Source organism: Fontibacillus forbon (assembly GCF_046559655.1).
Taxonomy (GTDB): Bacteria; Bacillota; Bacilli; order Paenibacillales; family Paenibacillaceae; genus Fontibacillus.
Window position 1 is genome coordinate 147,041 of the sequence record NZ_JBKGFV010000007.1, and the last position, 25,856, is coordinate 172,896.

Consider the following 25,856-nt stretch of genomic DNA (forward strand, 5'->3'; position numbering starts at 1 on the left):
GACGTAATAACAACCCTTAAATTAAACGGAGGAATCAAGGATGAATACCAAGTCAGTATTAAGCCGGATCGATCATACGCTGCTCAAGGCCGATGCGGGAAAAGAAGGCATTCTCAAGCTGGCTGCGGAAGCGAAGGAATACGGCTTCGCCTCGGTATGCGTCAACCCTTACTGGGTCAAGACGGCGGCGGAGGCGCTGAAAGATACGCCGAACGTGAAAGTCTGCACCGTGATCGGGTTTCCGCTGGGGGCGTCGGCACCTGAAGTTAAAGCTTTCGAGACGGTTCAAGCGATCCGCGACGGGGCTACCGAAGTGGATATGGTTATTAACATCGGAGCGCTGAAGGATGGAGACGACGAAGCGGTCGTTAAAGATATGGTAGGCGTCGTTGAAAGCGCCGCAGGCAAAGCGCTGGTGAAGGTTATCCTGGAGACTTGTTTGTTGTCTCCGGAAGAGATCGAACGCGCAAGCCGGCTGGCGGTTGCGGCCGGCGTGGATTTCGTCAAAACGTCGACAGGCTTCTCTACTGGAGGAGCTACGGTTGAAGCCGTCGAACTGATGGCGAAGACGGTTGGACCGGGCATCGGCGTCAAGGCTTCCGGCGGAGTCCGGAATTTGGCGGACGCGGAAGCGATGATCCAGGCCGGAGCGACCCGGTTGGGAACGAGCGCGGGCGTCGCCATCGCTCAAGGGCTCAGCAGCCGGACCGATTATTAAAAAGCAAGCGGCTCATATGCTTGTATCAAAAGCGCTATTCCAACGAAGAGGGAATAGCGCTTTTTTTGATGTATCTTCCAACCGCGATTCATCGGCTCGCTAACTGGAAAACCTACAGTTAATTCCCTGCAGTTTAAGTTTTTCCGGACATTAACTGGAAAACCTACAGCTAATCCGTCGTTATCGGCTTCCGAAGAGGACAGACAGTGAAAATAGCTGGAGGTTTTCCAGCTATTTTTGAAAACCGGGGACAGATGGGCAAATTAGCTGGAGAAAATCCAGTTAATCTGCCCGGCTTGAAGGATGGGGCGGGCATTTCCGGGCATCTATTATTTTTCTAGAAACAGGCAATAACTTTTTTCCCATGCCTCCCGTTACATGTACAGATAGTAACCGCGCGGGTTATCGAATACAGTCTGGGAATGAGGATATTTTATGATAGAAATCAACCATTTGTCTAAAAAGTACCGGCGTGGGGGATGGGCGCTCAATGATGTCACCCTGACGTTGAATGAAGGCATGGTCGGCTTGCTCGGACCCAACGGGGCCGGAAAATCATCTCTAATGCGTATATTGGCTACCTTGGTGCCGCCAACGGCGGGCGAAGCGACGATCAACGGGATTCCGCTTCGCAAAGCCGAGGATATCCGGGGCATGATCGGCTATCTGCCGCAGCAGTTCCAGGTATATCCTCAGTTGACCGGTGCCGAGTATCTGGATTATGTGGGCGAAATGAAAGGCATGAATGACCGGAAACAGCGCAAGGCGGAAATCGACCGACTGCTGGAAGAGGTCAATTTGCAGGATAAAGCAGGCAAACGGGTCAGGACTTACTCCGGCGGAATGAAACGGCGCCTTGGTATCGCTCAGGCCCTGCTGGGATCTCCGCAGGTGCTGATCGTCGATGAACCGACGGCCGGCCTCGATCCGGAAGAGCGCGTTCGTTTCCGCAACTTGCTGACCCGGTTCAGCCTGGGCCGGATCGTGCTTCTGTCCACCCATATCGTGGCGGACATCGAGAGCAACTGCCGGCAAATCGCCGTGCTGGACCGGGGCCGGGTCAGAATGTCCGGCGATTTGGCCGAGCTGCAGGATTTTGGGCGCGGCAAGGTGTGGGAAGGCATCGTCAGCGAGGAGCAGTTTGCCAGATTGGACCCGATGTCGGTAGTATCCACACGCCGGAGCGAGCAGGGGCTGTTGTGCCGGGTAATCGGCGAGGCGCCTCCATCCGGTTCGGATGGCGTATTGGTCACTCCAACTTTGGAGGACGGATACTTGGCACTGCTGCGGACGAGCCAGAGAGAAGGTGCTTACGGTTATGAATAAATGGCTTCGCCAGTTCCGTTTTGAATGGAGCATGATTTTTCGTAACCTGTGGTTGTTGGCTCTGCCGTTGGCATTTGCGGTGATGAATGTATGGACGATCGGCAGTGTAGCGCCCGAAGCAAATTTGTTAAATGAAGCCTATACGTTTCATGCATTCGTCCACACGATGACACTTGGACTTGTTATGCTTGTCGGCATATTGTCGGTCCGCAGGGATATCCGCCGTTCCTCCTATGAATGGAGTTCGGCGCTGCCGGTACCTTACGCCACGAAAGTATCGGCCAAGTATCTGGCCGCATTAATCTACTTTTCGATCTTTACGCTGGTCGCCGCGGCGGTGTTTGCCTGGTTTTCGGCTCAACGGGGAATTACTCCTGAAATTACGGTTGAATATGCGTTGTATTTTGCCGTGACTTATGAGATTTCATATATGGTAACGCTGGCCTTAGCCATGCTGTTGGCAATTGCGATTCCTAACCGGATCGTCTATCTGATCGGTTTTTGCGCGTGGATGTTCGGAACGTTTTTCATGGACATTTTTTTGATCGATAAAGCGAGGCTTTATCCGTTGCAGACCTTTCATTTAAGCCGCATGTTCCTGGTTACGAATCAACCTAACGATACTTGGGGCTTCCGCCTTCTTGGCGATGAACTGCTATATTCCCGCCTGTTCGTATTGTCCTTTGTCTTATTGCTTCTGGTTGCCGGCGTTACGGTGTTGAACCTGATCCGCCCGACGAAGCACAAACTGGCGGTCTGGAGCGTTAGCGCGTTTGCGGTTCTGCTTGCCGCTCTGGCATTCGTGCCTTACGGCCAAATTTGGCAGCAGCGGTATGAGGGCTATTATGCCAAGCTTGCCGATCCGACTCTCAAGAGCCTCGATGAATCGCCGGAATGGAATTCTTCCGATCTGTTTAAGATCACGGAGTATGATCTAAATGTAGTGAGGGAAGCCAACGACAGTCTGCGGGTCACGGCAAAGCTTACGATTCCTGGCGATGATTTGAAGGTTAAGGGGAACCGGGAACTGAACTTAACGCTGAACCGTAATTTTAAAGTACAAACAATCAAGATCGGTGAAGATGCGGCTTCTTTTTCGCGCAAAGGGGATCAACTGGATATCGAACTTCCTGCCTCAATACCCGAAGGTTTGATAGAGGTTGAAATTACTTATGCGGGGACGATGATGGATTACGCGCCGGGATTTCAGGGTCAGGGCTCGTTGTATGCCTTCGTCAAAGGCGACGACCTGTTTCTTCCCGGATATATCGCCTGGTACCCGCTGGCGGGACACCAGCCGATTTACGTGAAGGAAATGGACGGTTCCGGCATCCAGCTAGGGGCGGCATTTATCCCTCATGCTCCTTATTCGACCACTTTCAAATTGAGTCTGACCGGATTTGATCGTCCTTTATATACCAGTCTGACGGAAACCGGGCGTGAACATGGCAAGCAAGCTTTCGAAGGTCAAGTAAGCGAAGGACTCTCGTTGTTCGGCGGGGACTTTTTGGAACTGGAATCGGGGGATTTTCCGGGTAAAGCGGTAACGACGCCTTATAACGCCAAGCTTGGAGAGGATATTCTGGCACAGTGGAAGAAAATGTACGCATATTTTTCCGGATGGATCCATCCTTTTGAATCCCGTCTCGACCAGTTGTTGTTCCTTCCAAATGAGAATTATGTGAAATATAGTGTGGAAAATGAGACTTACGTGATGACCTATCTTTTTGACAAGGATTATGCTTCCAAAATGTTAATGAATCAGATGCTCCTGGGAAGCCGTAAAGGCGATTATTTGATCGAAAACATGAGCGAGGATGTCCGCCTGCAAATCCGGGGGCTGATGTGGTACCTGTATACCCGGGAAGAAGAAGGCTTTAGTGACGAAGAAATTTGGCAAGGGTCTGGAAATGGATACTTGATCCAGGAACTGTATGCAAGAGATGAGGGTACTGATCCCGATCGCGTTGGATTGCAAATGGTAAAACAGGTTGCGCAAGCGTTGGATGAAGGCAAATACAAACAAGTCAAAGAAGTGTTGAATTATTTTTACGCCAAAGGACTTGAAGTTCCCGATCCGAATGTGGAGCCTTCGATTGCCGATAACAAAATTCCGTTTACGGAATGGGAAAAGGAATGGAAGAGGGTGATGGGCGATGAAAACGGCAATTGAGCAGTTGCGGCGCGGATATTCCTTTGATCTGAAACTGCAAAAACAGCCGGTAGCGGCTCTGGTGCTGTTTGTATTTATCCTCTACCTGATTAGTATCATGCTCGGCGACAAACCGCGTACCGTCTACTATTTTTCGGAAATGGGGATGTACCCGCTCGTCATCATGCTTATGCTGCTCTTATTCCAGCGGGAAATCGGGGGAGGAAGCATGGAGATGATCGCCACGTACCCGGTTTCACTGAGGTTGATCGCCGTACGCAAATGGGTGATGGCGCTACTATACGCATCTTTACTAAACGTAGGATGGATGGCGGTTTATCTGCTGAAGTTCGGGCGGATTTCCACGTTCATGTATCCTTGGGGCGGGGGAGAAGGCGCAAAAAGAGTGACGGGGATCTTCCCGTTAATGCTCCAGACGATGCCCGCTTTCATGCTGCTTGCCTCTATAACGCTGATAGGAATGGTTATATTCCGTAAAACCTATGGAGGATTGGCGTTAGGGTTTGCGGTTTGGATGGTTGATACGGTCAGCGGCGGGAGCTGGTTGTCCCGATGGACGCTGTACACCGCTTTTCTGCCGGAGAAGGCATCGTTTCCGTTAAACCGGGTCGTGCTGATGCTGGCCGCCGCCGCGTTGCTTGCTGCCGCCGTGTGGCTCATCGGGAAGAGGGAACGCTGGATTATTGAGGAAGAAGAATAACATTGAAATAAAGAAACGGGAGAGGGGGAACGGAATTGATTTCCGATCAACAATTGGCGGAGCGCATGGCCCAGGGAGAGCAGGAGGCTTTTGAACTCCTGGTTACCCGCTATCACGGGCCGCTTCTTAGCTATATCACGCAGCAGCTCGGTGACCGCGCAAAGGCGGAGGATCTCGTGCAAGAGACCTTCATCCGGCTCATCCGGCATTTGGAAAGGAACGGCGGGCTTGACCAGCTCCGCCCCTGGCTGTACAAAGTGGCGCTCAACCTGTGCCGGGATTATTGGAGGAGCTCTGCTTACCGCTCCGAGCATGCGGCCGCGGATGAAATGCCGGAGGACGCCGACCCCTCTCCCGGAGCGGAAGAACTTCTAGAACGGCAGGAGGCGGTGGAACAGATTGCAGAGTCTCTTGCCTGGCTGCCCGAAGTGCAGCAGGACGTGGTGAGGATGCGATTCTTTCATGAGCTGAAGCTTCAAGAAATTGCCGAGCTGATGGATCTGCCGCTAAGTTCGGTAAAATCCCACTTATATGGGGCGCTGCGAAAACTGAAGCGGGTTTTGATGAAATCATCGGATTTGTCACCGCCCAGATTCAGGACAAAATTGAAGGATAAACAGGAAAGCGAGGTGTCATCCCATGAACCCCTCCATTGATAAAGAATTAGAGAAATTGGAACGGGAATTGCGCGAACCGCTGCGTCAGGCGGTGCTGCCGCCCCCGTCCCCGTCGGAAACCGCAGCGCTGATCGCGGCGCTACAGCCTGAATTTGACGCGCTTAAAGCCGGTGCCGTTGGGCCCACGCTTGACTTCAACCCGCAGGTTGAGGCGCCGTCCTTGCGCAAGCTGCTTTGGAGCCAGTTCCGGGTAAATCGGAAATCGCTCATTCTGGCAGGCTCTGCGGTATTTTTGATGCTGATTCTGCTGGTCGACCCGCAAAGACCGTTCAGAACTCTGCTGTTGGGAGATGCCATTCCCAGCGGGCTGTTTCCGGTCATTACGCCGTTGATGCTCATTGCGTCCATGTTATTCAGCTACCGTTCCTGGGACCGGGGCATGCGGGCGGTAGAAAGCATCACGCCGTATCCTCCGGCGCTAGTGATTTACAGCCGGATGCTGATGGTGATCGGCCTTGTGGTCAGTTGGGCCTTGCTCAGCTCCTTAATCGTCGGTCTAAGGGTAACGGCGGCGGGAGAGGTAAGCATGCCGTTTATTCCTTTTCTGCTGCAATGGCTGGGCATTTCATTGTTCACGGCGGGATCGGCCATGTACGTATTGTTCCGAAAAGGAATGACCCTGGCCTGCGTTGCGGCTTCCGTGGTTTACGTGCTATGGTTCGTGCTTGAGGATCAATCCCGTTTGCAAGGATGGACGGCGTCATCCCGAACGATGGCGGATGGGCTTATGCTGATTGCCGGAACTTTGCTGATCCTTCGCTCTTATTACCGCAGCCGCCATCTCAAAATGAATGATGGATTAGGCGGAGGAGACGGAGTATGATCGTGGTGGAAAATGTGTGTCAGCCCCTTGGCGAATTCACGCTGCAAATTGGGCGCCTCCGCATTCATCGCGGGCTGACGCTCCTGGTTGGTCCAAACGGGGCGGGCAAAACGACGCTGCTGGAACTGCTCGCCACGCTTCAAATGCCGCGCCGGGGCAGCATTCTTTACCACCAGCGATCCGCGGCTGAGGATTTACCGCTCCTGCGGAGCCAAATCGGGTATGTTCCGGCCGAGATTGAGCTGTACGAGGAAATGACGGTATATAAGCTGCTTGTTTACTTGGCTGAACTGAAAGGCGTATTTCGTTTGGAACGGGTGGAAAGCTTGCTGAGGGATTTCCGGCTGGAGCAAAGCCGGAATGTAAAGATCAAGTCGCTCTCGCTCGGTGTCCGGCGAAGAATCGCGCTCGTACAGTCCTTGCTCGCCGCTCCTTACTTTCTGTTTCTGGATGAGCCGCTGAATGCGATGGATTCCGCGGAACGCAAGTTGGCGATTTCCTATCTGTCGCGCTACGCGACCGGGAAAACCGTATTGGCGGCCGTTCACGAACTGAACGAATGGGAGGGGGCGGCCGATCATATTATCTGGCTTGGTCAGGGCCAGGTTCGTTTCGAGGGTGAGAGAGAGAGGTGGACCCGCGAATTGCCGCTGAAGGTATGGGAGGGCGTCATTTCCCAGGAAAATTTCGGTGGCGTCAACGACCGGAATCTGATTCTATTCCGCGAAGTGCCGGAAGGCATGTACGTCCGGCTTGTCGGAAAGGATCGGCCCTTCCGGGGATTAACCGAAGCGGAGCCGTCAATGGAAGACGCCTACTTCGTTCGCCAACGCGGTCGGTCACTGGATGTGTAGCGTGGCAAGGACAAGAATAAACCAATAAGCAGAATTGGCGAAAAAATGGGTACACCATGAATCCGAAGGCTTTATATATAGTGATAAATTTTTTATAGAAGTAAAAGCAGCACCGGAGAAAAGGTCATTAAGCTCCAGTGCTGCTTTATTTTAAGAAATATAATTATTCTTATGGTTTTTATCGGATTTACTATTTTCAAAAGACCATTTATGTGAGAGAATAGTGAAAAACATGAAATTGTTTAATAATACCGAATTTTAAAGGAGGAATTACCCATGTCTGAAGAACGTCAATTCGCGCCCGAGACCCTTGCGGTTCATGCGGGGCAAGAAATCGATCCGACCACTTATTCTCGCGCGGTGCCCCTGTACCAAACGACTTCGTACGGTTTCCGCGATACGGAACACGCTGCCAATTTGTTCGGCCTCAAGGAATTCGGCAACATTTATTCCCGCATCATGAACCCGACCAACGATGTGTTCGAAAAACGCGTCGCTGCGCTTGAAGGGGGCGTAGGTGCCTTGTCGACGGCTTCGGGGCAGGCGGCGATTACCTTCTCCATTTTGAATATCGCCGGGGCCGGGGACGAAATCGTATCCTCCTCCACTTTGTATGGCGGTACATATAACTTGTTTGCGATCACTTTGGCTAAGCTCGGCATCAAAGTGAAGTTTGTGGACGCCTCCGATCCGGAAAATTTCCGGGCGGCGATTACCGACAAAACCAAGGCACTTTATGCGGAGACGATCGGCAATCCGAAAGGCGATGTGCTTGATATCGAAGCCGTCGCAGCCATTGCGCACGAGAACGGGGTTCCGCTTATCGTCGATAACACGTTCCCGAGCCCGTATTTGCTTCGTCCGATCGACTTCGGAGCGGATATCGTAGTACATTCCGCGACCAAATTCATCGGCGGACACGGAACGTCGATCGGCGGTGTCATCGTCGACAGCGGCAAATTCGACTGGAAGTCGAACGACAAATTCCCGGGTCTGACGGAGCCGGACCCAAGCTATAACGGTGTGGTCTATACCGATGCCGTTGGTCCGTTGGCTTACATCATTAAGGCCCGCGTCCAACTCCAGCGCGATTTGGGTGCATCTTTGTCGCCGTTCAACGCCTGGCTGCTGCTTCAAGGCCTGGAGACGCTGCATCTCCGCGTAGAACGCCACAGCCAGAATGCGCTCAAAGTCGCGCAGTACCTGGAAGGACACGATAAAGTGGAGTGGGTCAGCTACGCAGGTCTTCCTAGCCACGAATCTTACGAACTGGCCAAGAAATACCTGCCTAAAGGCCAAGGGGCGATTCTCACGTTCGGGATCAAAGGCGGCCTCGAAGCCGGCCGCAAGCTGATCGAGAACGTCAAATTGTTCTCGCACTTGGCCAATGTCGGCGACTCCAAGTCGTTGATCATCCATCCGGCCAGCACGACGCATCAGCAACTGTCGGAAGAGGAGCAATTTGCGGCGGGCGTCAACCCTGAGCTGATCCGTTTATCGATCGGCACCGAGTCTATCGACGACATTATTTACGATCTGGAGCAGGCAATCGCGGCGAGCCAGACCTGATAACCGTTTTTTACTGTAAAGCCTTCATTCGGAGCGGTTCGAATGAAGGCTTTTTCATGCTTAACGCGGCAATTGATTGCATCCATCCATTCCGCATTAATTTGGGCGGGCGGCGTCTTTACATACGAATAGAAAAAGTTTAAAATGAAAGAAAAGTTTCCATAATGCAAATTTATTGTACAAATACAAAAATGATTATCGTTCTCAATTACATGCTGCTTCGGGATAAATCCCGGAGCAGCATGTGCCATTTTTAGGGGATTAACAATGGTATTCATTCTCAAAGGGAGGCATCAGATATGCAAGCCAAAGTGTTGCACAAACCGTTATCGGTTTCTCAAAAAAGTTCGCATCAACCCCAGCCGGGGCCGGGTCGGAAAAGTTCGCTCCTTCGCCTGCTCCGCCATCGTGAAATGCTGTTCGCCCTCGGCAGCGGCGTGCTTATGGCGGCCGGATGGGGAACGGGAGAATACTCCCGGTTGCTATCGGTCATTTTGTATATTGCGGCGTATGGACTGGGCGGTTTTGTTAAAGCACGGGAAGGATTTCAGACGCTGATCCGTGAAAGGGACCTCGACGTCAATTTGCTGATGATCGCGGCGGCGCTTGGAGCGGCTTCAATCGGTTACTGGAACGAAGGAGCGATGCTGATTTTTATTTTTGCGCTCAGCGGAGCACTGGAGTCGTTCGCGAGCGAACGCAGCCGGAAGGATATTTCCGCGTTGGTTGCCCTTAAGCCGGAGAAGGCGTTGAAGGTGGATAGAGACGGTATGAGAACCGTCAGCGTGGAGGAGTTAGTCATTGGCGATCTGGTGCTCGTGAAACCGGGAGAGATTATCCCGGCGGACGGGATGGTCCAGAGCGGCGGATCGGCGGTCAATCAGGCGGCGATTACCGGGGAGTCTATCCCGGTGGATAAGTTGGCCGGAGATGAGGTATATGCGGGAACTCTGAACGGGGAGGGCGCGCTGTATGTGGAAGTCAGCCGTCCGGCCGAAAGGACGCTGTTCGCCAAAATTATCGCGCTGGTCGAACAAGCCGAGAATGAGGTGCCTCAAACGCAGCGCTTCATTAAGCGGCTTGAAGGGCATTACGCCAAAGGCGTCGTAGCGGTTACGGCGGCTCTGCTCGTGCTGGCGCCGCTCCTGCTGGGCTGGTCCTGGCCGCTGACTTTTTATAAGGCGATGGTCTTTCTCGTTGTGGCTTCCCCGTGTGCCCTGGTCTCTTCCGTTATGCCGGCCATGCTGTCCGCGATGTCCAAGAGCGCGAGAAAGGGTGTGCTGTTTAAGGGAGCGTCATATGTAGATCTGCTGGCGGGCGTCAAGGTCGTAGCGTTTGACAAGACCGGAACACTGACTTCGGGTACTCCCGTCGTGACGGAGCTCGTCGTGACGGATGGCTACGACCGTGACCAAGTGCTTGCGGCATGCGCATCGGCCGAGCAATTATCACAGCATCCGCTGGCTCGGGCGATTGTGACTAAGGCGGAAGACGAGGGACTTGAACTGGCCGCTGCGGAAGAATTGAAGGCCTTGACCGGCTGGGGCATTGAGGCCCGGGTCGGCGGAGCGGTATGGAGAATCGGCAAAGCGGACGCAAACGATCAGGGGCTTCCGGCTTATCTTCGGGAAAGCATACGGCGGCTTGCCAATGAGGGAAATACGGTGTCCGTCATTCAGTGCGAAGGCCACTTTGCAGGCGTACTTGCGCTCAGGGACCAGATAAGACCGGAAGCCAAGCGGGCGGTCCGTCAGCTTCATAAACTGGGAATCGCCACGGTTATGCTGACTGGAGACCGCGGTGAAACAGCTCAAGCGGTAGGGAAAGAAGCGGAGATCGACATGATTTACGGGGATTTGCTTCCCGAGGATAAAGTGCGGCATGTCGGCGAACTGCGGAGCCGGTTCGGCCATGCGGTTATGGTAGGGGACGGCGTCAATGATGCTCCGGCACTGGCAGCGGCGACCGTAGGTATGGCCATGGGAGACGGCGGGAGCGGCGCGGCGCTGGAGGTAGCGGATGTCGTGCTGATGAATGACAATTTGGAAGTGGTCGCCGAAACGATCTCGCTGGCGATCCGGGCCAGAAGAATCGTGAAGCAAAACCTGGTCTTGGCCGGATTGATGATCCTGCTGCTGATTACCGGCAACTTTATTCAGGACATCCCGCTACCGCTCGGGGTTGTCGGTCATGAAGGCAGCACGATTTTAGTTATTTTGAACGGTTTGCGCTTGCTTCGTTAGCTAGTTGGTCAAAGCTTTCATAATTTGAAGTTCAGATAATTCATCATTCCTTCATTTAAACTTCACCGAACCCTTCCGGTACGATTGTTGACAGTATACCGCGGATTCCACATAATTAATCTCATAATCTATTTATTCGTAACTGCCTTGAAGGAGGATGCTATATATGTATAATGCAATTATTATCGGTACGGGTCCGGCGGGATTAACCGCCGCTATTTATTTGGCACGGGCTAACCTTAAGCCACTTGTAATTGAAGGTCCACAACCGGGCGGCCAACTTACGACCACTACGGAAGTGGAAAACTTCCCGGGCTTTCCGGAAGGAATTATGGGGCCGGAATTGATGGATAATATGCGTCAGCAGGCTGAACGTTTCGGCGCGGAATTCCGCACCGGCTGGGTGAACAGCGTAGATATGAGCTCCCGTCCGTTCAAGCTTCAGGTAGAAGGCCTCGGCGAACTGGTGAGTGACACCATCGTATTGTCTACGGGCGCTACCGCTAAATACCTCGGCATTCCGGGAGAAACCGATAACGTGGGTCGCGGCGTAAGCACTTGCGCTACATGCGACGGGTTCTTTTTCCGCGGCAAGGAGATTATCGTCGTTGGCGGCGGTGATTCCGCTTTGGAAGAAGCGAACTTCCTGACACGTTTTGCGTCTAAAGTAACGCTGGTACACCGTCGCGATGAATTGCGCGCTTCCAAGATCATGCAGGATCGCGTGCGCGGGAACGAAAAAGTGGAATGGGCGTTGAACCGCACGCCGCTTGAAGTAGTGACCAACGAGATCGGCGTGACGGGTTTGAAGGTTCGCAACAACGAAACGGGCGAAGAAGAAATCATTACGGCTTCCGGCGTATTCGTCGCTATAGGCCATCATCCGAACACCGGCTTCCTCGGCGGACAAATCGATACTGACGAAAACGGGTATATCGTAGTGAAACCGGGAACGTCGGAAACGAACGTACCGGGCGTATTCGCTTGCGGAGACGTTCAGGATACGCGCTATCGCCAGGCTATCACCGCTGCGGGCAGCGGATGCATGGCTGCGATCGATTGCGAGAAATATATTGAAAGTCTGGAACACCAATCTGCGGCGGCTGCCGTTAACTAAACCGAAGGGAGAATTGCAGCTTTATGGAAAATGTTATCGTATATACGAGTACAAACTGTCCACACTGCCGTCAAGTCAAAAGCTTTTTAAGCGATAAGGGCGTATCTTATGAAGAGCGCAACATCGAGCAAAATGACGAATTTGCCCAACAGGTATGGGATATGGGCATGCGTGCGGTACCGGTGACCCTGATCGGGGAACATCGCATTCTCGGTATGAACAAAACCCAGTTTGAAAAGGCGCTCGCCGAACAAGCTTAGGCACTTTATACAGTCCTGCATTGGAGTAGAACTATTTTTAAGTCCTATACAAAAATTAAAAGACCTCGCCGTTGGCGGGGGCTTTTTTTTGCAATATGCATGAGATTTAGCTGACGAGGCTCATCGTTGGCTTCTGCGCAGCGCAAATAAGGTGACTATAGCAAAGTACATTGCATAACAGTAAATTAAGCTACTGAAGGGCCCGGGCACCATAGTAAAATAACATTCATCTACCGCACCCACCGCACACCGCGCAAACCGCGTACACCGCGCAAACCGCACCCACCGCACACACCGCACACACCGCACACACCGCACCCACCGCACCCACCGCACACCGCGCACACCGCACACACCGCACACACCGCACACCGCGCACACCGCATATACCGCGCACACCGCACACACTGCGCACTTCGCGTCATATATCTCAAATTGTCCATCACTACACATTGCAGTACATCCGCTTTCTCGTCACAGTAACTGGATTTTCTACAGTTAATTTTCCGGTTTTACGCGTTTTATCAGAAATAACTGGAAAACCTACAGTTAATTTTGGACGAATGTGCTAGATACGTAAGGAAGTCTGGATTTAAATGGAGTTTTTCCAGCTAATTTTGAGAACAGCGAGAGAAGTCCGAAATTAGATGGAGGTAATACAGTTAATTTCTTGTTCATGAATAAAAGGGATAGCTACGAGGGGGATAAACCGATTAATCGATCATAAAAAAATGGGGCAGAAGATCTTCTACAAAGATCCACTACCCCATTTTTCAAGTTTGTATAGCTATATTAGACGGACTAATCTCTAAGATGAAAGTGTAAATAGTAAAGTGTAAAGGATGCGTTAATCTAACAGCCCGACAATAAGCTGAAAGACAAAATAACCGAGTACACCGCTGCCGATGAGGCTGAGGCCCGCTTTTTTCTTGCCTTGGAATAAACGCAGTACGCCGAGGCTTACTAAAGGGGCAATGATGAGCAGAAAGAACATGACGGCAACGAACAATTCAATGGAAATATCCGAAAGATTGACGATTGTCATAGCTTTGGTCGCTCTCCGATCTTAACAGGTTTGAACATGCAATGATTTATATCACAGAATTCTGGTTTTTATTATATCAAAGCACAATTCATTTTGGGCGGAAAGGAAATGAAAAAATAAGTCTATTTCACGTCTTTTTGCTGAGGATACACGGATGGATGATTACGTTTTTTATCTCCTGCCGGGGTTCGTGCCGACTCGACAAAACTAGAAGACCTTTGCAGGACAGCCTGTGCTACAATGAGCTTAAAGACGCCGATCGTCTTCAATTCAAGGTTCATGGAGAGGGAATTTTACAGTAAGGGAGCTGCGCGCAACATGGGACAGAGCATGCCTAAACGCTGGATTACGGCTGGACTACTGGGAGCTTTGCTGATGGGAACGGTGCCGGCCAACTGGAATACGCTCCAGGTTTTCGCCGCTTCGGAAAAGGCCTATGTGACCACGGTCCAAGGTTTACAGCTGGAGATGACGGAAGGATTGGAAGCACGCAAAACCTCGATGACTATAAAATATAAAGGATCGACGAAAAATTTGGAGAGCTTGCTGAAAAAAGCGATCACCGGAGCTCTCGACAGCGACCCATACACCAAATATATCGTAGACAGGTATACGTATACCTGGCGCGGGACGAGCGGTACGGCCAAAATAAGCTTGAGCGTCAAGTACCGGGAAAACAAAGACCAATCCGCCTATGTTAACTGGCGAGTGGCAGGAATATTGAAAAGCATCATTACTTCCGGAATGAATGATCATCAAAAAGTAAAAGCGATTCATGATTATGTGGTCCAAAACCTGAAATATGACGAGGATTTGAAAAAATATACGGCCTATGAAGGACTTCAGACCGGAGAAGCGGTATGCCAGGGATACACTTTGCTGACCTACAAGCTTCTGAAAGGTGCCGGAATAAATAACGAGATCGTTGAGGGGACCGCCGGTGGACAATTGCACGCATGGAACCTCGTGGAACTGGGAAAAAAGTGGTATCATCTCGATACCACTTGGGACGATCCACTGCTGGCTCCGCAGGATCAGATCAGTTATGCCTATTATTTACTCACCGATGTGCAGATACGAAAGGATCATCAATGGACGATCAAATATCCCGCTGCCAACACGCTTTACCGTAATACCTTGAACGCACTCGTAAACAAAGGAAGTGCAGGGACGGCTGTCTATAAAGAACTGCAGCAGCAGCTAGGCCTGCATCTATATGATCCGTCACTTGCAGTTAGCACAGTGGAAGGTCTTCAAAGCAAGGTAAGCCAAGAAATCAAAGCAGGGGGCTTATCCGTAACCATCCGCTATTCCGGAACCGAGCAGGAGATGCTTCGCGACCTGGAGAGCCTCTACGATTTGCCTGTTGAAAATGTCAGATACCTTTCCGGACCGCTGGAAGGGACGGATGATTTACGGGTCGAGATCCACTGGGAAACCACCCGTTAAACGGGTTGGGGGGGGGGGGGCAAAGCCAAGCCAAAGCCAAAGCACCCCAGGAGCATCTTCAAAGCTGCTCCTTGGGTGCTTCATTCAATACTACTATTCTAGCGTTATTCCATTGGCTGGGCAGGAGAGTCCAGGTCGCATTCCTGAAGCGGAATTACCTTGGTGCGCTTCAGCCACTTATACCCCAGCCAGACGATCAGGAATAACGGAATACTGATATATGAAACTACAACGCCATACCAATCGATCTGGTCGCCTGAAAAGGCGGCCAAATTTTGTCCCAAAATTACGACAAAACAGAGTATGAAAGCAAAGATTGGCCCGAATGGGAACCATTTCGCTTTGTAAGGAAGATCCTTCAGGTCGCGGCCTTGGGCGACATACGCCCGGCGGAAGCGGTAATGGCTGATCGCGATGCCGAGCCAGGTGATGAAGCCGCACATACCCGAGGCGTTCAGCAACCAAGTGTACACGACCCCGTCTCCGAACAGCGAGGCAAAGAAGGCAAACATCCCGATGAAGGATGTCATCAGCAGAGCATTGACCGGAAGTCCGCGACGGCTTAATTTAGCCAGGAACTTCGGCGCTTTTCCCCGTTTCGCCAGGGAATACAGCACCCGCGAGGAAGCGTACATGCCGGAGTTGCCGGCGGACAGTACGGAGGACAAAATGACGGCATTCATGACGGAAGCGGCAAAGGCCATTCCCGCTTTTTCGAACACCAGCGTGAACGGGCTGACCCCGATGCTTTCCAGACCGCTTTTGAGCAGGTTCGGGTTCGTATAAGGAATGATCAGACCGATGACCAGAATCGCCAGAATGTAAAAAATCAGAATCCGCCAGAATACCTGCCGGATGGCGCGCGGAACATGCTCACGCGGATTGTGGCTTTCTCCGGCCGCGACACCGACCATCTCCGTCCCTTGGAACGAGAAACCCGCAGCCATAAACACGCCGAGGAACGTGAAAAATCCTCCGTGGAAAGGTGCATCACCCACCGTGAAATTTTTGAAGCCGATCGCTTCGCCACCCATAATGCCAAAGATCATCAATACGCCGATAACAAGAAATACAATGACGACCGCAATTTTAATCATGGCGAACCAATACTCCGATTCTCCGTATCCTTTTACGGACAACACATTGAGTCCGAAAATCAGGGCCAGGAACAAAAAGCTCCAAAGCAGGGAAGAGCTTTCAGGAAACCAGTATTTGATGATTAACGTAGCTGCGGAGAGCTCTGCCGCAATCGTAATCGCCCAGTTATACCAGAAGTTCCAGCCCATGGCGAAGCCGAGGGAAGGGTCGACGAAGCGCGAAGCATACGTTTCAAAAGAGCCCGAATCCGGCATATAAGTGGCGAGCTCTCCAAGACTGGTCATCAGAAAATAAACCATGATGCCGACCGCGGCATAGGCGAGAAGCGCCCCTCCGGGCCCGGCGGATGCGATGGCGCCGCCGCTGGCCAGGAACAGGCCCGTCCCGATGGACCCGCCGAGGGCGATCATCGTCATATGCCGGGCTTTCAGGCCGGGCTTCAAAGATTGTGCCGTGCTGATATTTTTTTTGCTCATGCGAAAACACTCCTTAACAATTTAGAAAACCATATCCTGCTATCTATTATCCGCATTTGGCTTGAAGTTAAGCTGCCGCTGCCGCCGTAACCGAATCCGCGTCTGTTCATGCAAAAAGGCCGCGGAAAGGAATCCGCGGCCTCATATCTATACCGTGCACCCCCACCATTCATGCAAATGAAAAGATAGCTCAACACGCCGTTCCCGGTGAAGGAACAACGTGACAGTTCTGTCCCTTTCGGGAACAGCCCCAGCCTGCCGTCGGATGAAGCGGGCGACAAGCTTCGGCGACGGTGCCTTTCCACGGGAATCATCGGCGGCTTCAGCGCCTCCTCCGGTGTACTCTTCACAATCGCGACCTCTACCTCACCTGGAATGATGAGGTTTCTATTCAGTTTTAACCAAGCAACAATTCCATAGTATATAGCAAGAAAAGAGGCAGGACAATGTCTAATTATTGACATTGTTCTGCCTTTTCACGAGCGCTTCAGCTATTTTGGGTCGCTAGCCCGGTCGCGTTTCGCCATTTGTTGCCATACCGTTCCGGCGGCCTGCTCTCCGGATTCGATCCGCTCCAGGGCCATGCGCGCCTGGAGACCGACCTCGAATTCGGGGTCATCGGCCGCCGTGCGGAGCGCATCGAGCGCATCGTCGGTGCCGACTTCGTACAGGAAGCGGGCGGCCCGCCAGCGTACGAGCTTGCTCGCGTCCCCCAGGGCGGCGATCATCGGCTCCGTCGCGGCCGGATCGCCGATGTCGGACAGCGTGTCGCCGGCGGTGCGGCGCACGGCGGCCGAGCTGTCGCGCAGTGCTTCGTACAGCAGCGTCATCGCCTCCGGCGTCCGGAGGTCGCCGAGGTAGACGACCGCGAGGCGGCGGACCTGCATCTGCGGATCGCGCACCGCGTCCGCGAGCAGCGGAAGCGCTTCGGGGCCAGGCTGCTGCAGCGCCTCCAGGCCCGCATAGCGGACGTGCCAGTCCGCGTCCTTCATCCGCTCGCGGACTTCGTCCAGGCCAAGCGCCCGGCGCTGCTCCACGAACTCGGCTTCGCTGCGTCCGTGCGCGATCGCCTGCGTCTTGATCGTTTCCAGCCGTTCCGGTGGAAACGCCGCTTCCAGCTCCTGCTCGACTTCGCGGGCAATTTCCGCAAGCTCGCCGTAGCGGACGCCGTAATCGCTCAGCTTGCGCTCTTTAATGAGCGTCGCGCTCGCTACCTCGGTAACGGCGGATACAAACCGCTGGGCGAGCGAGATTCGCTCCTCGCGGGCCCCGGACTTCACGCGGATTTGCATCGGAATGCCGCGGAAAAACTGGACGAACACCTGGGCTTCGCCGTACCCGGCCGCTTCGGCGGCCTCCGGGTCCCAGGCGGCTTCCACGTGCTCCTGTCCGAACTGATCCTGGACCTCGGCCAGGATCGCGGCCCAGTCGGCGCTGCCTTTGCGGTCCAGCGCGATAAAGTCCGCCGTGTGGAAGACGCTTTTTACTCCCGGAATGTTGAGCATTTGCCGAATCCACGACGGGGCGGAGCGGGCGTTGTCCAGGGTGTATGTTTTGCGAATCCCCGGTTCCAAAGTTTCGTCCATGTGAAGCTTCATGGAATTGGGACTCGGCGTAGGTTCGATAAATACAATTTTCATAAGTTGTTCACATCTCCTTCCAATCTTATTTTACTCCAAGCCCGTCCCAAGCCCAAGCTTTTGGGTAAATTCTTCATTTATTCCGGAGGACAGAGGACAAGGAATAAAAAGGAACGGGATCGACACAATAAAACGTGTGGAAATTCGGGCAGTCTTTACCGAAGGGGGCAGTGACATGTTTAAAAAGCAGGAACGGACGCTGATCATTGTTTGCCTGGTTGTCGCCGTGATCATGTTATATGCGTTCGTCAAGAGTGTGCTTCGCTTCCTGCAATACTATTAAAAATGGTTTGAAAGTCATCTTACCTGAGGAGTTGATGGGCTGCATGCCTTCCCTGGATCCCGTTACATTGAGCCGGATACTTACCGGACTGACCCTTTTCGTACATATTGTATTCGCTTCAATAGGCGTGGGCGTTCCAATGATGATCGCGCTGTCCGAATGGAGGGGGATTCGCAAGAAGGATCCCCACTATACGCTGCTGGCCCGGCGTTGGGCCAGAGGATTCGTCATCTCGGTTGCCGTCGGCGTCGTGACGGGAACATCCATCGGATTGCAGCTTAGCCTGCTTTGGCCGACGTTTATGCGCGTTGCCGGGCAGGCGATCGCCCTGCCGCTGTTCATGGAGACGTTCGCCTTTTTCATTGAGGCGATCTTTCTCGGTATTTATTTGTACACCTGGGAGCGGTTCAAAAGGCCGATGCTGCATTTGCTGCTGCTGATTCCGGTGGTGATCGGATCTTCAGCGTCCGCGTTTTTTATTACCACCTTGAATGCTTTCATGAATACGCCTCAAGGCTTTACGCTAAAAAACGGGGTGTTTGCCGATTTTCATCCGCTAGTCGCCATGTTCAATCCGGCAACTCCGACGAAGGTGTCGCATGTGCTGGCATCGTCCTATACCCTTAGCGCCGGGCTATTGGCGGGCATCGCTGCCTTTAGTCTGCTTCGGGGCCGGAAGGATGCCTACTTCAAAAAGGCGTTAAAACTCACGGTGACGGCCACGTTCGTCTTTGCGGTATCGACGGCGATCATCGGCGATTTCTCGGGAAAATTTCTGGCTCATTACCAGCCGGAAAAACTGGCCGCCGCGGAATGGCATTTCGAGACGATGACGAAGGCACCGCTCATTTTCGGCGGCGTGCTTGGGGAGAACGGCGAGGTCAAATATGCGCTTGAGATCCCGTATGCGCTCAGTATTTTGGCTGGCGGCACCCCGAATACGAACGTTATCGGCCTCAACGAATTCCCGGTGGATGAGCGGCCCCCGCTTCTGATCCACTATATGTTCGACTTGAAGGTAACGATCGGCGTGCTGCTCGTTTTGATTCCTTTCCTGTATTTGCTGCGGCGGTGGCTGCCGGGAAAAAGCAAGGGTATTCCGAAATGGCTGCTGCTGGGTATCGTTGCGCTAGGGCCTCTCGCCATGACCGCGATCGAGCTTGGCTGGATGTTCGCCGAATTCGGGCGTCAGCCTTGGATCGTGCGCGGGTACATGAAGGTGTCGGAAGCGGCGACGACTTCGCAAAGCGTCGGGCCCATGCTGATCATGTTCGTTATTTTGTATCTTGTGCTCTGCGTTTCGTGCATTGTCGTCCTGGCCAAGCTATTCCGCAATAAAAACGTGGACGATGAGATGCGGGAGTTAGGGATACCGGGAGGTGAGCGGAAATGACCTATGAAATCGTCGGCATTACGGTGCTGTGGACGTTTTTGTTCGGTTACCTGATCGTGGCCTCGATTGATTTCGGAGCCGGATTTTTCAGCTACTACAGCGTACTGACGGGCCACGAAAACAAGGTGCACGACATTATCCAGCGCTACCTGTCCCCGGTGTGGGAAGTGACGAACGTGTTTCTGATTTTTTTCGTCGTGGGCCTGGTCGGCTTTTTTCCCGATTCCGCTTATTATTTCGGGACCGCGCTGCTCGTTCCGGGAAGTCTTGCGACGGTGCTTCTGGCGCTGCGGGGAGCTTACTATGCCTACAATACTTACGGCAGCAGCGAAGTGAACAACAAGATTTATATGGCGATCTACGGAGCGACCGGGTTGTTGATTCCGGCGGCCCTGTCTACCGTTTTGGCGATTTCCGAAGGCGGGATCATTCAGGAGCAGGACGGGAAAGTGATCCTGAATTGGCTCAGCTTTTTCAGCAATCCGTATACCTGGTCGGTTATTATATTGGCGCTTGTGTCCGTGTTGTATATTTCGGCTATGTTTCTGGCTTTTTACGCAGGCAAAGCAGGGGATCAGGGAGCATTTGAGGTGCTGCGGGGTTATGCGCTGCTTTGGAGCGGCCCGACGATTCTGGCCTGCGTGTTTGCTTTTTTTCAGATCGACCGTCAAAACCCGGAGCATTTCGGAAATATGCTGGACATCGCCTGGATGTTCATCGCTTCGCTGATTTGTTTTCTTCTGGCGGTTTATTTTATATGGAAAAAGCATCATCTCGGTTGGTCGTTCATCCTCGTTATTTTGCAGTTCGGGTTCGCTTGGTACGGGTACGGACGATCGCACTTGCCCTATATTCTCTATAAGCAGGTCAGCATTTACGAAAGCTTCACGAACGAGACGATGGCTATCGCGCTGATTACGGCTTTTGTAGCGGGTCTGGTAGTTTTGATCCCGTCGCTGATATTAATCATGCGCCTGTTTTTGTTCGATGCCAAATATGTTCGCGGCGATTCGCCGAAAAAGGGGTGAGACCGGGTGGAATTTTTCACGATGATGATTGCGCCGGAATTGGTCGTAGTCGTTGCCATAGCGTTCCTGTTCGTGTACGCCAATCTTTATAAAGATCCTAATAACTAAGAGGAAATTTGGCATCGCCTGAGGGATGCTTTACAATGATAAACAAATAATCCTGGTAATCCGGCGATTTTACATGACTGGAAATCGGGGCCGCTCTGCCATGAGGGGTCATATGATGGAGAGGAATGGAAGGAGGAATCCTCGGTATGCCGAGAACGCGCTACAACAATATGGATAATGTCAACACGGATAAAACGTTGAAGCAGTTTAGACAGTGGCGAGAAGAACGCCGCAGAAAAAGGAAGGATTACTCATATATTATACCGAACTCGCCGCCGCAACTTGATTATTTGCTCGGGAACAGGGAGGAAGTATCGCTGACCTGGATCGGGCATTCCACTTTTCTGATCCAGTATGAAGGGCTGAATATCGTGACCGACCCGGTCTGGGCTTCGCGAATGGGATTCCAGCGCCGTCTGGGTTCTCCGGGCGTCCCGATCGGGGACATTCCGGACATTGATGTTATTCTGATTTCCCATTCGCACTATGACCATATGCATGTGTCTTCGATCCGGAGGCTCTACGGAAAAGAGACGGAAATCGTAGTTCCGTCCGGCTTGGGGCGCAAAATGATCCGTAAAGGATTCCAGCGTACCCGGGAGATGAAATGGTGGGAGTCGTTGGAAATCGGGAATGCCCGAATTTCGTTTGTGCCAACCCAGCATTGGACGCGGCGCACGCCGTTTGATACGAATACTTCCCATTGGGGCGGCTTTGTGCTGGAGCCCGCGGCTCCCCGGGAGGGAGAGAAGCATCAGGTGATCTATTTTGCCGGGGACAGCGGCTATTTCCGCGGCTTTGCGGATATCGGGGAGCGCTTCGCCATCGATGTGGCGCTGCTTCCGATCGGGGCGTATGAACCGGAATGGTTCATGACGAGCCAGCACACGACGCCGGAAGAAGCGCTGCAGGCGTTCGTCGACGTCAGGGCCAAGCTGATGGTGCCGATGCATTACGGCACCTTCCGGCTGGCCGACGATACGGCGCGCGAAGCGCTGGACCGCCTGGAGGCGGACCGGCAGAGACGCGGCATCGCCGAGTCGGCGATCCGCGTGCTGCTGCACGGGGAGACGCTGCGCTTCCCCGAGGCGTGACGCGCCGAGCGGGCCGGGCTTGTCGCGCGCGGTTGCTGCGCGGCCCGCGCAACGTACCCGGCGCGCCGCTATTCGGAAACAGAGTCATCCTGCCGTTTTTCGGCCGGATGACTCTGTTTGTGCTGGCTGCTTCGCATTGCGCTAAGCGCAGCCAGCCCAAAATTAACTGGAAAACCTCCAGTTAATTTTTGAAATCCCTCGTTTTGCTTTAATTAGCTGCAAAACCTACAGTTAATTTACTACTTTTTCACGAAAGTAGGGAGTTTCGGCGAAAATAGCTGGAGGTTTTCCAGTTAAATGATCACGACGGCCTGTGAAGAGCAAAATAACTGTAGGAAATCCAGTTAATTATTAGGTGTTAAGTCCAAGCTTGCCCTCACACACAACCTCACACACTACTACTTCTCCACATCAATCCTTCAAACTTACCAATGCACTTCTTCGCGCCCAGCGGGTTGTCCTAAGCCAAACTAAGAAAGAACGCCATATTCCTTCCCCAGCGCCAAATCCACCATATTCACTCTTCTATCCGAAGTATCGCCATCCTAGGCTCTTTCGCCATTTTCTAATTTACTTCTTAGCGGAAGGGTCGCGGAAGGTTCAAACATACAATGTATTGCTGGAGAACGGGAGGGTTCGGCTTTCTAACGCTATAGCTGAGCGCCACGTGCTAGATCCATAGCTGTTTTTTTAAGTGCTAGTTATTAGGAATGACTCAACTTACCGGACGATATGTGCTATAATATTGAGCCAGTAGTGTGATAACTCATAAAGGATGGGATTGTTTAAATGATCAGTACAAATGGTGTAACGCTCCGCTATGGAAAACGGGCACTTTTCGAAGATGTAAATATAAAATTTACGCCGGGAAACTGCTACGGGTTGATCGGTGCCAACGGAGCGGGGAAATCGACGTTTCTTAAAATTTTGTCCGGGGAGATCGAAGCGAATCAAGGCGAAGTCAGCATGACTCCCGGCGAACGGTTGGCTGTTTTGAAACAGAACCATTACGAGTATGACGAATTTGCGGTGCTGGAAACGGTAATTATGGGCCATGCCCGGCTGTATTCCATTATGAAGGAAAAAGACGCCTTGTATGCCAAGGCCGACTTCTCCGAAGCAGACGGTATGCGCGCCGGCGAGCTTGAGGGCGAATTTGCCGAATTGAACGGTTGGGATGCTGAACCGGACGCAGCGGCATTGCTGATCGGCCTCGGAATTCCGCGCGATTTGCATGACAAGAAAATGGCGGAGCTTAGCGGCAACGAGAAAGTCCGCGTACTCCTGGCGCAAGCGCTGTTCGGACGCCCGAACAACCTGTTGCTTGACGAACCTACGAACCATTTGGACCTGGAGTCGATCCAGTGGCTGGAGAACTTCCTTATGGATTACGAAGGCACCGTTATCGTCGTATCCCATGACCGTCACTTCTTGAACAAAGTATGTACGCACATTGCGGATATCGATTTCGGCAAAATCCAGATGTATGTCGGCAACTACGACTTCTGGTACGAATCCAGCCAATTGGCCCTGCAATTGCAACGGGACGCCAACAAGAAGAAAGAAGAGAAGATCAAGGAGCTGCAGGCCTTCATTCAGCGCTTCTCGGCCAATGCTTCCAAATCCAAGCAGGCTACTTCCCGTAAGAAGCAGCTGGACAAAATTACGCTGGAGGACCTTCGTCCTTCCAACCGGAAATATCCGTTCCTGCATTTTAAGGCGGAGCGTGAAGCGGGCAAGCAACTGCTTACCGTCGAGGGCTTGACCAAGAACGTGGACGGGGAAAAAGTGTTGGATAACGTTAGCTTTGTAGTAAACAAAGGCGACAAGATTGCTTTTGTCGGTCCTAACTCTATGCCGAAGTCAACGCTATTCCAAGTTATCATGGGCGAGCTTGAAGCCGATGCGGGCGAGTACAGCTGGGGCGTAACGACTTCCCAGGCTTATTTCCCGAAAGACAACTCCAGTTACTTTGACGGAGTGGACATTAATCTGGTAGATTGGCTGCGCCAATACTCCAACGATCAGGATGAAACCTTCCTGCGCGGCTTCCTGGGCCGGATGCTGTTCTCCGGAGAAGAAGCGCTCAAGAAGGCGAGCGTGCTGTCCGGGGGAGAGAAGGTACGCTGCATGTTGGCTAAAATGATGTTGAACGGCGCGAACGTACTGCTGTTCGACGAGCCAACGAACCATCTCGATTTGGAATCGATTACGGCTCTGAACAACGGTTTGATCGATTTTGACGGAACGATCCTCTTTACCTCTCATGACCATCAGTTTATCCAGACGATCGCTAACCGGATTATTGAAATTACGCCAAATGGCGTTATTGACCGTGTCATGACCTATGATGAATATCTTGAAAGTGAAGAAGTTCAAAATCTTCGTAAGAGCATGTATCCGGAAGAAGTATAAGCTTCTTCCGCTTGTATGCCCATCACACGAACAAGCCGCGGCTGTCTTTGACAGCCGCGGCTTGTTTTCATTCGGGGACAAGGCTTACGAGCCTCCGGTCCGCCGACGCTGATTATTTGGTTTTTTGTTGTTTTGGCTTTTCAGCGCTTTGGTCTGTTGGTTCCCCGACATTCCGGGCTTATTGCCGTTTTGCTGCTGCTGCTTTTTTTGCTGCAGTTTCTGGCGCATTGCTTCGGCCAGATCGATTTTGCGTGGTTCATTACTTTCCGTCATCAAGATCATCTCCTCAAATTGAAGGGGGCTTGTTCTTATTCTATACGTTTTTAAATAAGCGTACAACGGGAATAATGAGTATCATTGCTTTTGCCTTGGGCAACACTGTTTCTCTGGACTTAAACGGATGCCTTTTGCTACGATGATGTAACGACTTTGAAAATCTTCATGTTGGGGAGAGGCCTGGAGGTGCAACACTTGGATATTTATGACGATATACGCAAGGGAGAACGGGGAGCATGGGTCAGCATTGCCGCCTATTTATTGCTGTCGGCATTTAAGCTGATCAGCGGTTATTGGTTTGCTTCCAGCGCTTTACTGGCGGACGGAGTTAATAATCTAACGGACATTGTGGCTTCGGTGGCGGTGCTGATCGGTTTGCGGATTTCGCAAAAACCGCCGGATTCGGACCATGCCTACGGTCACTTTCGGGCGGAGACGATTGCGGCTTTGGTAGCCTCGTTTATTATGGCCATGGCGGGGATTCAAGTCATTATCACTGCGGCGCGCTCCTTGATCCAAGGTCATCATACCGAGCCTGATATTTTGTCCGCCGGAGTAGCGGTAATCTGCGCAGTGGCGATGGGCGGCGTTTATTTATATAACCGAAAGTTGGCCAAGCAGATTAATAATCATGCCTTGATGGCGGCGGCCAAGGACAATTTGTCCGATGCCTTGGTCAGCATAGGAGCTGCGGTCGGCATTATTGGAGCACAGTTTGGCCTGCCATGGCTTGACGGGGCTGCCGCGATTGCCGTGGGCCTGTTGATCTGTAAGACAGCCTGGGAGATTTTCCGGGATTCCACACACAGTTTAACGGACGGCTTTGATGAAAAAGAGCTCAGTGACCTGCGCGGTACGATTGAGCGGATTCAAGGAGTTGAAGGCATCAGGGATCTGAAGGCTCGCGTGCACGGCAATCATGTGCTAGTGGATGTTGTCATCGAGGTGGATCCTCAATTAACCGTCATTGAAAGCCATCATATCAGCGACCGGGTGGAAGAACGCATGAGGAAGATTCAAAATGTGATGCATGTTCATGTCCATGTGGAACCGAAATCGGTGGAGCCCGTTAATACGATATAAATTTGACT

At 52.4% G+C, this 25,856-nt stretch carries 23 protein-coding genes and 1 riboswitch; of the genes, 19 read left to right on the forward strand and 4 right to left on the reverse strand.

All coding sequences use genetic code 11. The features are described from left to right. Nucleotides 1-40 precede the first annotated feature (40 nt). The 12 genes from deoC (at nt 41) to ACLB09_RS23425 (ending at nt 12,460) form a co-directional block, all read left to right on the forward strand. On the forward strand, nt 41-718 hold the full coding sequence (gene deoC / locus ACLB09_RS23370) for a deoxyribose-phosphate aldolase (protein ID WP_410772237.1): 678 nt from the start codon (nt 41-43) through the stop codon (nt 716-718). 206 nt (nt 719-924) lie between these two features. Then, a complete protein-coding gene (locus ACLB09_RS23375; protein ID WP_410772238.1) occupies nt 925-1,059 on the forward strand; it encodes a hypothetical protein in 135 nt (44 codons plus the stop codon). A 94-nt stretch (nt 1,060-1,153) separates the two neighbouring features. Next, on the forward strand, nt 1,154-2,044 hold the full coding sequence (locus ACLB09_RS23380; RefSeq protein ID WP_410772239.1) for an ABC transporter ATP-binding protein: 891 nt from the start codon (nt 1,154-1,156) through the stop codon (nt 2,042-2,044). Next, nucleotides 2,037-4,217 carry an ABC transporter permease gene (locus ACLB09_RS23385; protein WP_410772240.1) on the forward strand — a complete coding sequence of 727 codons (2,181 nt, stop codon included), beginning with the start codon at nt 2,037-2,039 and terminating at the stop codon, nt 4,215-4,217. Before ACLB09_RS23380 ends, ACLB09_RS23385 begins: the two co-directional genes overlap by 8 nt. After that, nucleotides 4,201-4,917, forward strand: coding sequence for a hypothetical protein (locus ACLB09_RS23390; protein WP_410772241.1), 717 nt, complete (start codon nt 4,201-4,203; stop codon nt 4,915-4,917). The genes ACLB09_RS23385 and ACLB09_RS23390 overlap by 17 nt, the downstream gene beginning before the upstream one ends. A 35-nt stretch (nt 4,918-4,952) precedes the next feature. Continuing rightward, nucleotides 4,953-5,573 carry an RNA polymerase sigma factor gene (locus ACLB09_RS23395; protein WP_410772242.1) on the forward strand — a complete coding sequence of 207 codons (621 nt, stop codon included), beginning with the start codon at nt 4,953-4,955 and terminating at the stop codon, nt 5,571-5,573. After that, on the forward strand, nt 5,557-6,417 hold the full coding sequence (locus ACLB09_RS23400) for a hypothetical protein (protein ID WP_410772243.1): 861 nt from the start codon (nt 5,557-5,559) through the stop codon (nt 6,415-6,417). The genes ACLB09_RS23395 and ACLB09_RS23400 overlap by 17 nt, the downstream gene beginning before the upstream one ends. Further along, a complete protein-coding gene (locus ACLB09_RS23405) occupies nt 6,414-7,271 on the forward strand; it encodes an ATP-binding cassette domain-containing protein (protein WP_410772244.1) in 858 nt (285 codons plus the stop codon). Before ACLB09_RS23400 ends, ACLB09_RS23405 begins: the two co-directional genes overlap by 4 nt. A gap of 276 nt (nt 7,272-7,547) precedes the next feature. Then, complete coding sequence (locus ACLB09_RS23410; protein WP_410772245.1) at nt 7,548-8,840, forward strand: homocysteine synthase; 1,293 nt, start codon at nt 7,548-7,550, stop codon at nt 8,838-8,840. A gap of 299 nt (nt 8,841-9,139) precedes the next feature. Beyond that, the gene (locus ACLB09_RS23415; RefSeq protein ID WP_410772246.1) at nt 9,140-11,083 is read left to right on the forward strand and encodes a heavy metal translocating P-type ATPase; all 1,944 of its coding nucleotides are present in this window, start codon (nt 9,140-9,142) and stop codon (nt 11,081-11,083) included. 166 nt (nt 11,084-11,249) lie between these two features. Further along, a complete protein-coding gene (gene trxB, locus ACLB09_RS23420; protein WP_410772247.1) occupies nt 11,250-12,200 on the forward strand; it encodes a thioredoxin-disulfide reductase in 951 nt (316 codons plus the stop codon). Nucleotides 12,201-12,223: 23 nt separating this feature from the next. Then, a complete protein-coding gene (locus ACLB09_RS23425) occupies nt 12,224-12,460 on the forward strand; it encodes a glutaredoxin family protein (RefSeq protein ID WP_410772248.1) in 237 nt (78 codons plus the stop codon). A gap of 847 nt (nt 12,461-13,307) precedes the next feature. On the opposite strand, the gene ACLB09_RS23430 is transcribed toward ACLB09_RS23425, so the two are convergent. Beyond that, the gene (locus ACLB09_RS23430) at nt 13,308-13,505 is read right to left on the reverse strand and encodes a hypothetical protein (RefSeq protein ID WP_410772249.1); all 198 of its coding nucleotides are present in this window, start codon (nt 13,503-13,505) and stop codon (nt 13,308-13,310) included. 318 nt (nt 13,506-13,823) lie between these two features. On the opposite strand from ACLB09_RS23430, the gene ACLB09_RS23435 reads away from it, so the two are divergent. Then, nucleotides 13,824-14,954 carry a transglutaminase domain-containing protein gene (locus ACLB09_RS23435; protein ID WP_410772250.1) on the forward strand — a complete coding sequence of 377 codons (1,131 nt, stop codon included), beginning with the start codon at nt 13,824-13,826 and terminating at the stop codon, nt 14,952-14,954. A gap of 104 nt (nt 14,955-15,058) precedes the next feature. On the opposite strand, the gene ACLB09_RS23440 is transcribed toward ACLB09_RS23435, so the two are convergent. Further along, on the reverse strand, nt 15,059-16,528 hold the full coding sequence (locus tag ACLB09_RS23440) for an amino acid permease (RefSeq protein WP_410772251.1): 1,470 nt from the start codon (nt 16,526-16,528) through the stop codon (nt 15,059-15,061). 178 nt (nt 16,529-16,706) lie between these two features. Then, a riboswitch (Lysine riboswitch) is annotated at nt 16,707-16,900 on the reverse strand. A gap of 119 nt (nt 16,901-17,019) precedes the next feature. Continuing rightward, a complete protein-coding gene (locus ACLB09_RS23445; RefSeq protein ID WP_410772252.1) occupies nt 17,020-18,168 on the reverse strand; it encodes a virulence factor in 1,149 nt (382 codons plus the stop codon). Nucleotides 18,169-18,494: 326 nt separating this feature from the next. Here ACLB09_RS23445 and ACLB09_RS23450 point away from each other — a divergent pair, with 326 nt between their 5' ends. From ACLB09_RS23450 to ACLB09_RS23470, 5 genes are all read left to right on the forward strand, one after another. After that, complete coding sequence (locus ACLB09_RS23450) at nt 18,495-19,844, forward strand: cytochrome ubiquinol oxidase subunit I (RefSeq protein WP_410772253.1); 1,350 nt, start codon at nt 18,495-18,497, stop codon at nt 19,842-19,844. Beyond that, nucleotides 19,841-20,872: a cytochrome d ubiquinol oxidase subunit II gene (locus tag ACLB09_RS23455; protein ID WP_410772254.1), complete on the forward strand. Its 1,032-nt coding sequence runs from the start codon at nt 19,841-19,843 to the stop codon at nt 20,870-20,872. Before ACLB09_RS23450 ends, ACLB09_RS23455 begins: the two co-directional genes overlap by 4 nt. Nucleotides 20,873-20,878: 6 nt before the next feature. Continuing rightward, nucleotides 20,879-20,980: a cytochrome bd oxidase small subunit CydS gene (gene cydS / locus ACLB09_RS23460; RefSeq protein ID WP_410772255.1), complete on the forward strand. Its 102-nt coding sequence runs from the start codon at nt 20,879-20,881 to the stop codon at nt 20,978-20,980. A 146-nt stretch (nt 20,981-21,126) separates the two neighbouring features. Then, the gene (locus ACLB09_RS23465) at nt 21,127-22,074 is read left to right on the forward strand and encodes an MBL fold metallo-hydrolase (protein WP_410772256.1); all 948 of its coding nucleotides are present in this window, start codon (nt 21,127-21,129) and stop codon (nt 22,072-22,074) included. Between the two features lie 789 nt (nt 22,075-22,863). After that, entirely contained in the window at nt 22,864-24,489 is a 1,626-nt protein-coding gene (locus tag ACLB09_RS23470) for an ABC-F family ATP-binding cassette domain-containing protein (RefSeq protein ID WP_410772257.1), read from the forward strand. Nucleotides 24,490-24,573: 84 nt separating this feature from the next. On the opposite strand, the gene ACLB09_RS23475 is transcribed toward ACLB09_RS23470, so the two are convergent. Further along, on the reverse strand, nt 24,574-24,762 hold the full coding sequence (locus ACLB09_RS23475; protein WP_410772258.1) for a hypothetical protein: 189 nt from the start codon (nt 24,760-24,762) through the stop codon (nt 24,574-24,576). 198 nt (nt 24,763-24,960) lie between these two features. Between ACLB09_RS23475 and ACLB09_RS23480 the strand changes: the two genes are divergently transcribed. After that, nucleotides 24,961-25,848: a cation diffusion facilitator family transporter gene (locus ACLB09_RS23480; protein ID WP_410772259.1), complete on the forward strand. Its 888-nt coding sequence runs from the start codon at nt 24,961-24,963 to the stop codon at nt 25,846-25,848. Nucleotides 25,849-25,856 lie beyond the last annotated feature (8 nt).

What these genes read in the sequence shown, in the direction of transcription:
- deoC (WP_410772237.1), top strand. Translation starts at nt 41, where the DNA reads ATGAATACCAAGTCAGTATTAAGCCGGATCGATCATACGCTGCTCAAG.
- ACLB09_RS23380 (WP_410772239.1), top strand. Translation starts at nt 1,154, where the DNA reads ATGATAGAAATCAACCATTTGTCTAAAAAGTACCGGCGTGGGGGATGG.
- ACLB09_RS23385 (WP_410772240.1), top strand. Translation starts at nt 2,037, where the DNA reads ATGAATAAATGGCTTCGCCAGTTCCGTTTTGAATGGAGCATGATTTTT.
- ACLB09_RS23390 (WP_410772241.1), top strand. Translation starts at nt 4,201, where the DNA reads ATGAAAACGGCAATTGAGCAGTTGCGGCGCGGATATTCCTTTGATCTG.
- ACLB09_RS23400 (WP_410772243.1), top strand. Translation starts at nt 5,557, where the DNA reads ATGAACCCCTCCATTGATAAAGAATTAGAGAAATTGGAACGGGAATTG.
- ACLB09_RS23405 (WP_410772244.1), top strand. Translation starts at nt 6,414, where the DNA reads ATGATCGTGGTGGAAAATGTGTGTCAGCCCCTTGGCGAATTCACGCTG.
- ACLB09_RS23410 (WP_410772245.1), top strand. Translation starts at nt 7,548, where the DNA reads ATGTCTGAAGAACGTCAATTCGCGCCCGAGACCCTTGCGGTTCATGCG.
- ACLB09_RS23415 (WP_410772246.1), top strand. Translation starts at nt 9,140, where the DNA reads ATGCAAGCCAAAGTGTTGCACAAACCGTTATCGGTTTCTCAAAAAAGT.
- trxB (WP_410772247.1), top strand. Translation starts at nt 11,250, where the DNA reads ATGTATAATGCAATTATTATCGGTACGGGTCCGGCGGGATTAACCGCC.
- ACLB09_RS23425 (WP_410772248.1), top strand. Translation starts at nt 12,224, where the DNA reads ATGGAAAATGTTATCGTATATACGAGTACAAACTGTCCACACTGCCGT.
- ACLB09_RS23430 (WP_410772249.1), bottom strand. Translation starts at nt 13,505, where the DNA reads ATGACAATCGTCAATCTTTCGGATATTTCCATTGAATTGTTCGTTGCC.
- ACLB09_RS23435 (WP_410772250.1), top strand. Translation starts at nt 13,824, where the DNA reads ATGGGACAGAGCATGCCTAAACGCTGGATTACGGCTGGACTACTGGGA.
- ACLB09_RS23440 (WP_410772251.1), bottom strand. Translation starts at nt 16,528, where the DNA reads ATGAGCAAAAAAAATATCAGCACGGCACAATCTTTGAAGCCCGGCCTG.
- ACLB09_RS23445 (WP_410772252.1), bottom strand. Translation starts at nt 18,168, where the DNA reads ATGAAAATTGTATTTATCGAACCTACGCCGAGTCCCAATTCCATGAAG.
- ACLB09_RS23450 (WP_410772253.1), top strand. Translation starts at nt 18,495, where the DNA reads ATGCCTTCCCTGGATCCCGTTACATTGAGCCGGATACTTACCGGACTG.
- ACLB09_RS23455 (WP_410772254.1), top strand. Translation starts at nt 19,841, where the DNA reads ATGACCTATGAAATCGTCGGCATTACGGTGCTGTGGACGTTTTTGTTC.
- ACLB09_RS23465 (WP_410772256.1), top strand. Translation starts at nt 21,127, where the DNA reads ATGCCGAGAACGCGCTACAACAATATGGATAATGTCAACACGGATAAA.
- ACLB09_RS23470 (WP_410772257.1), top strand. Translation starts at nt 22,864, where the DNA reads ATGATCAGTACAAATGGTGTAACGCTCCGCTATGGAAAACGGGCACTT.
- ACLB09_RS23475 (WP_410772258.1), bottom strand. Translation starts at nt 24,762, where the DNA reads ATGACGGAAAGTAATGAACCACGCAAAATCGATCTGGCCGAAGCAATG.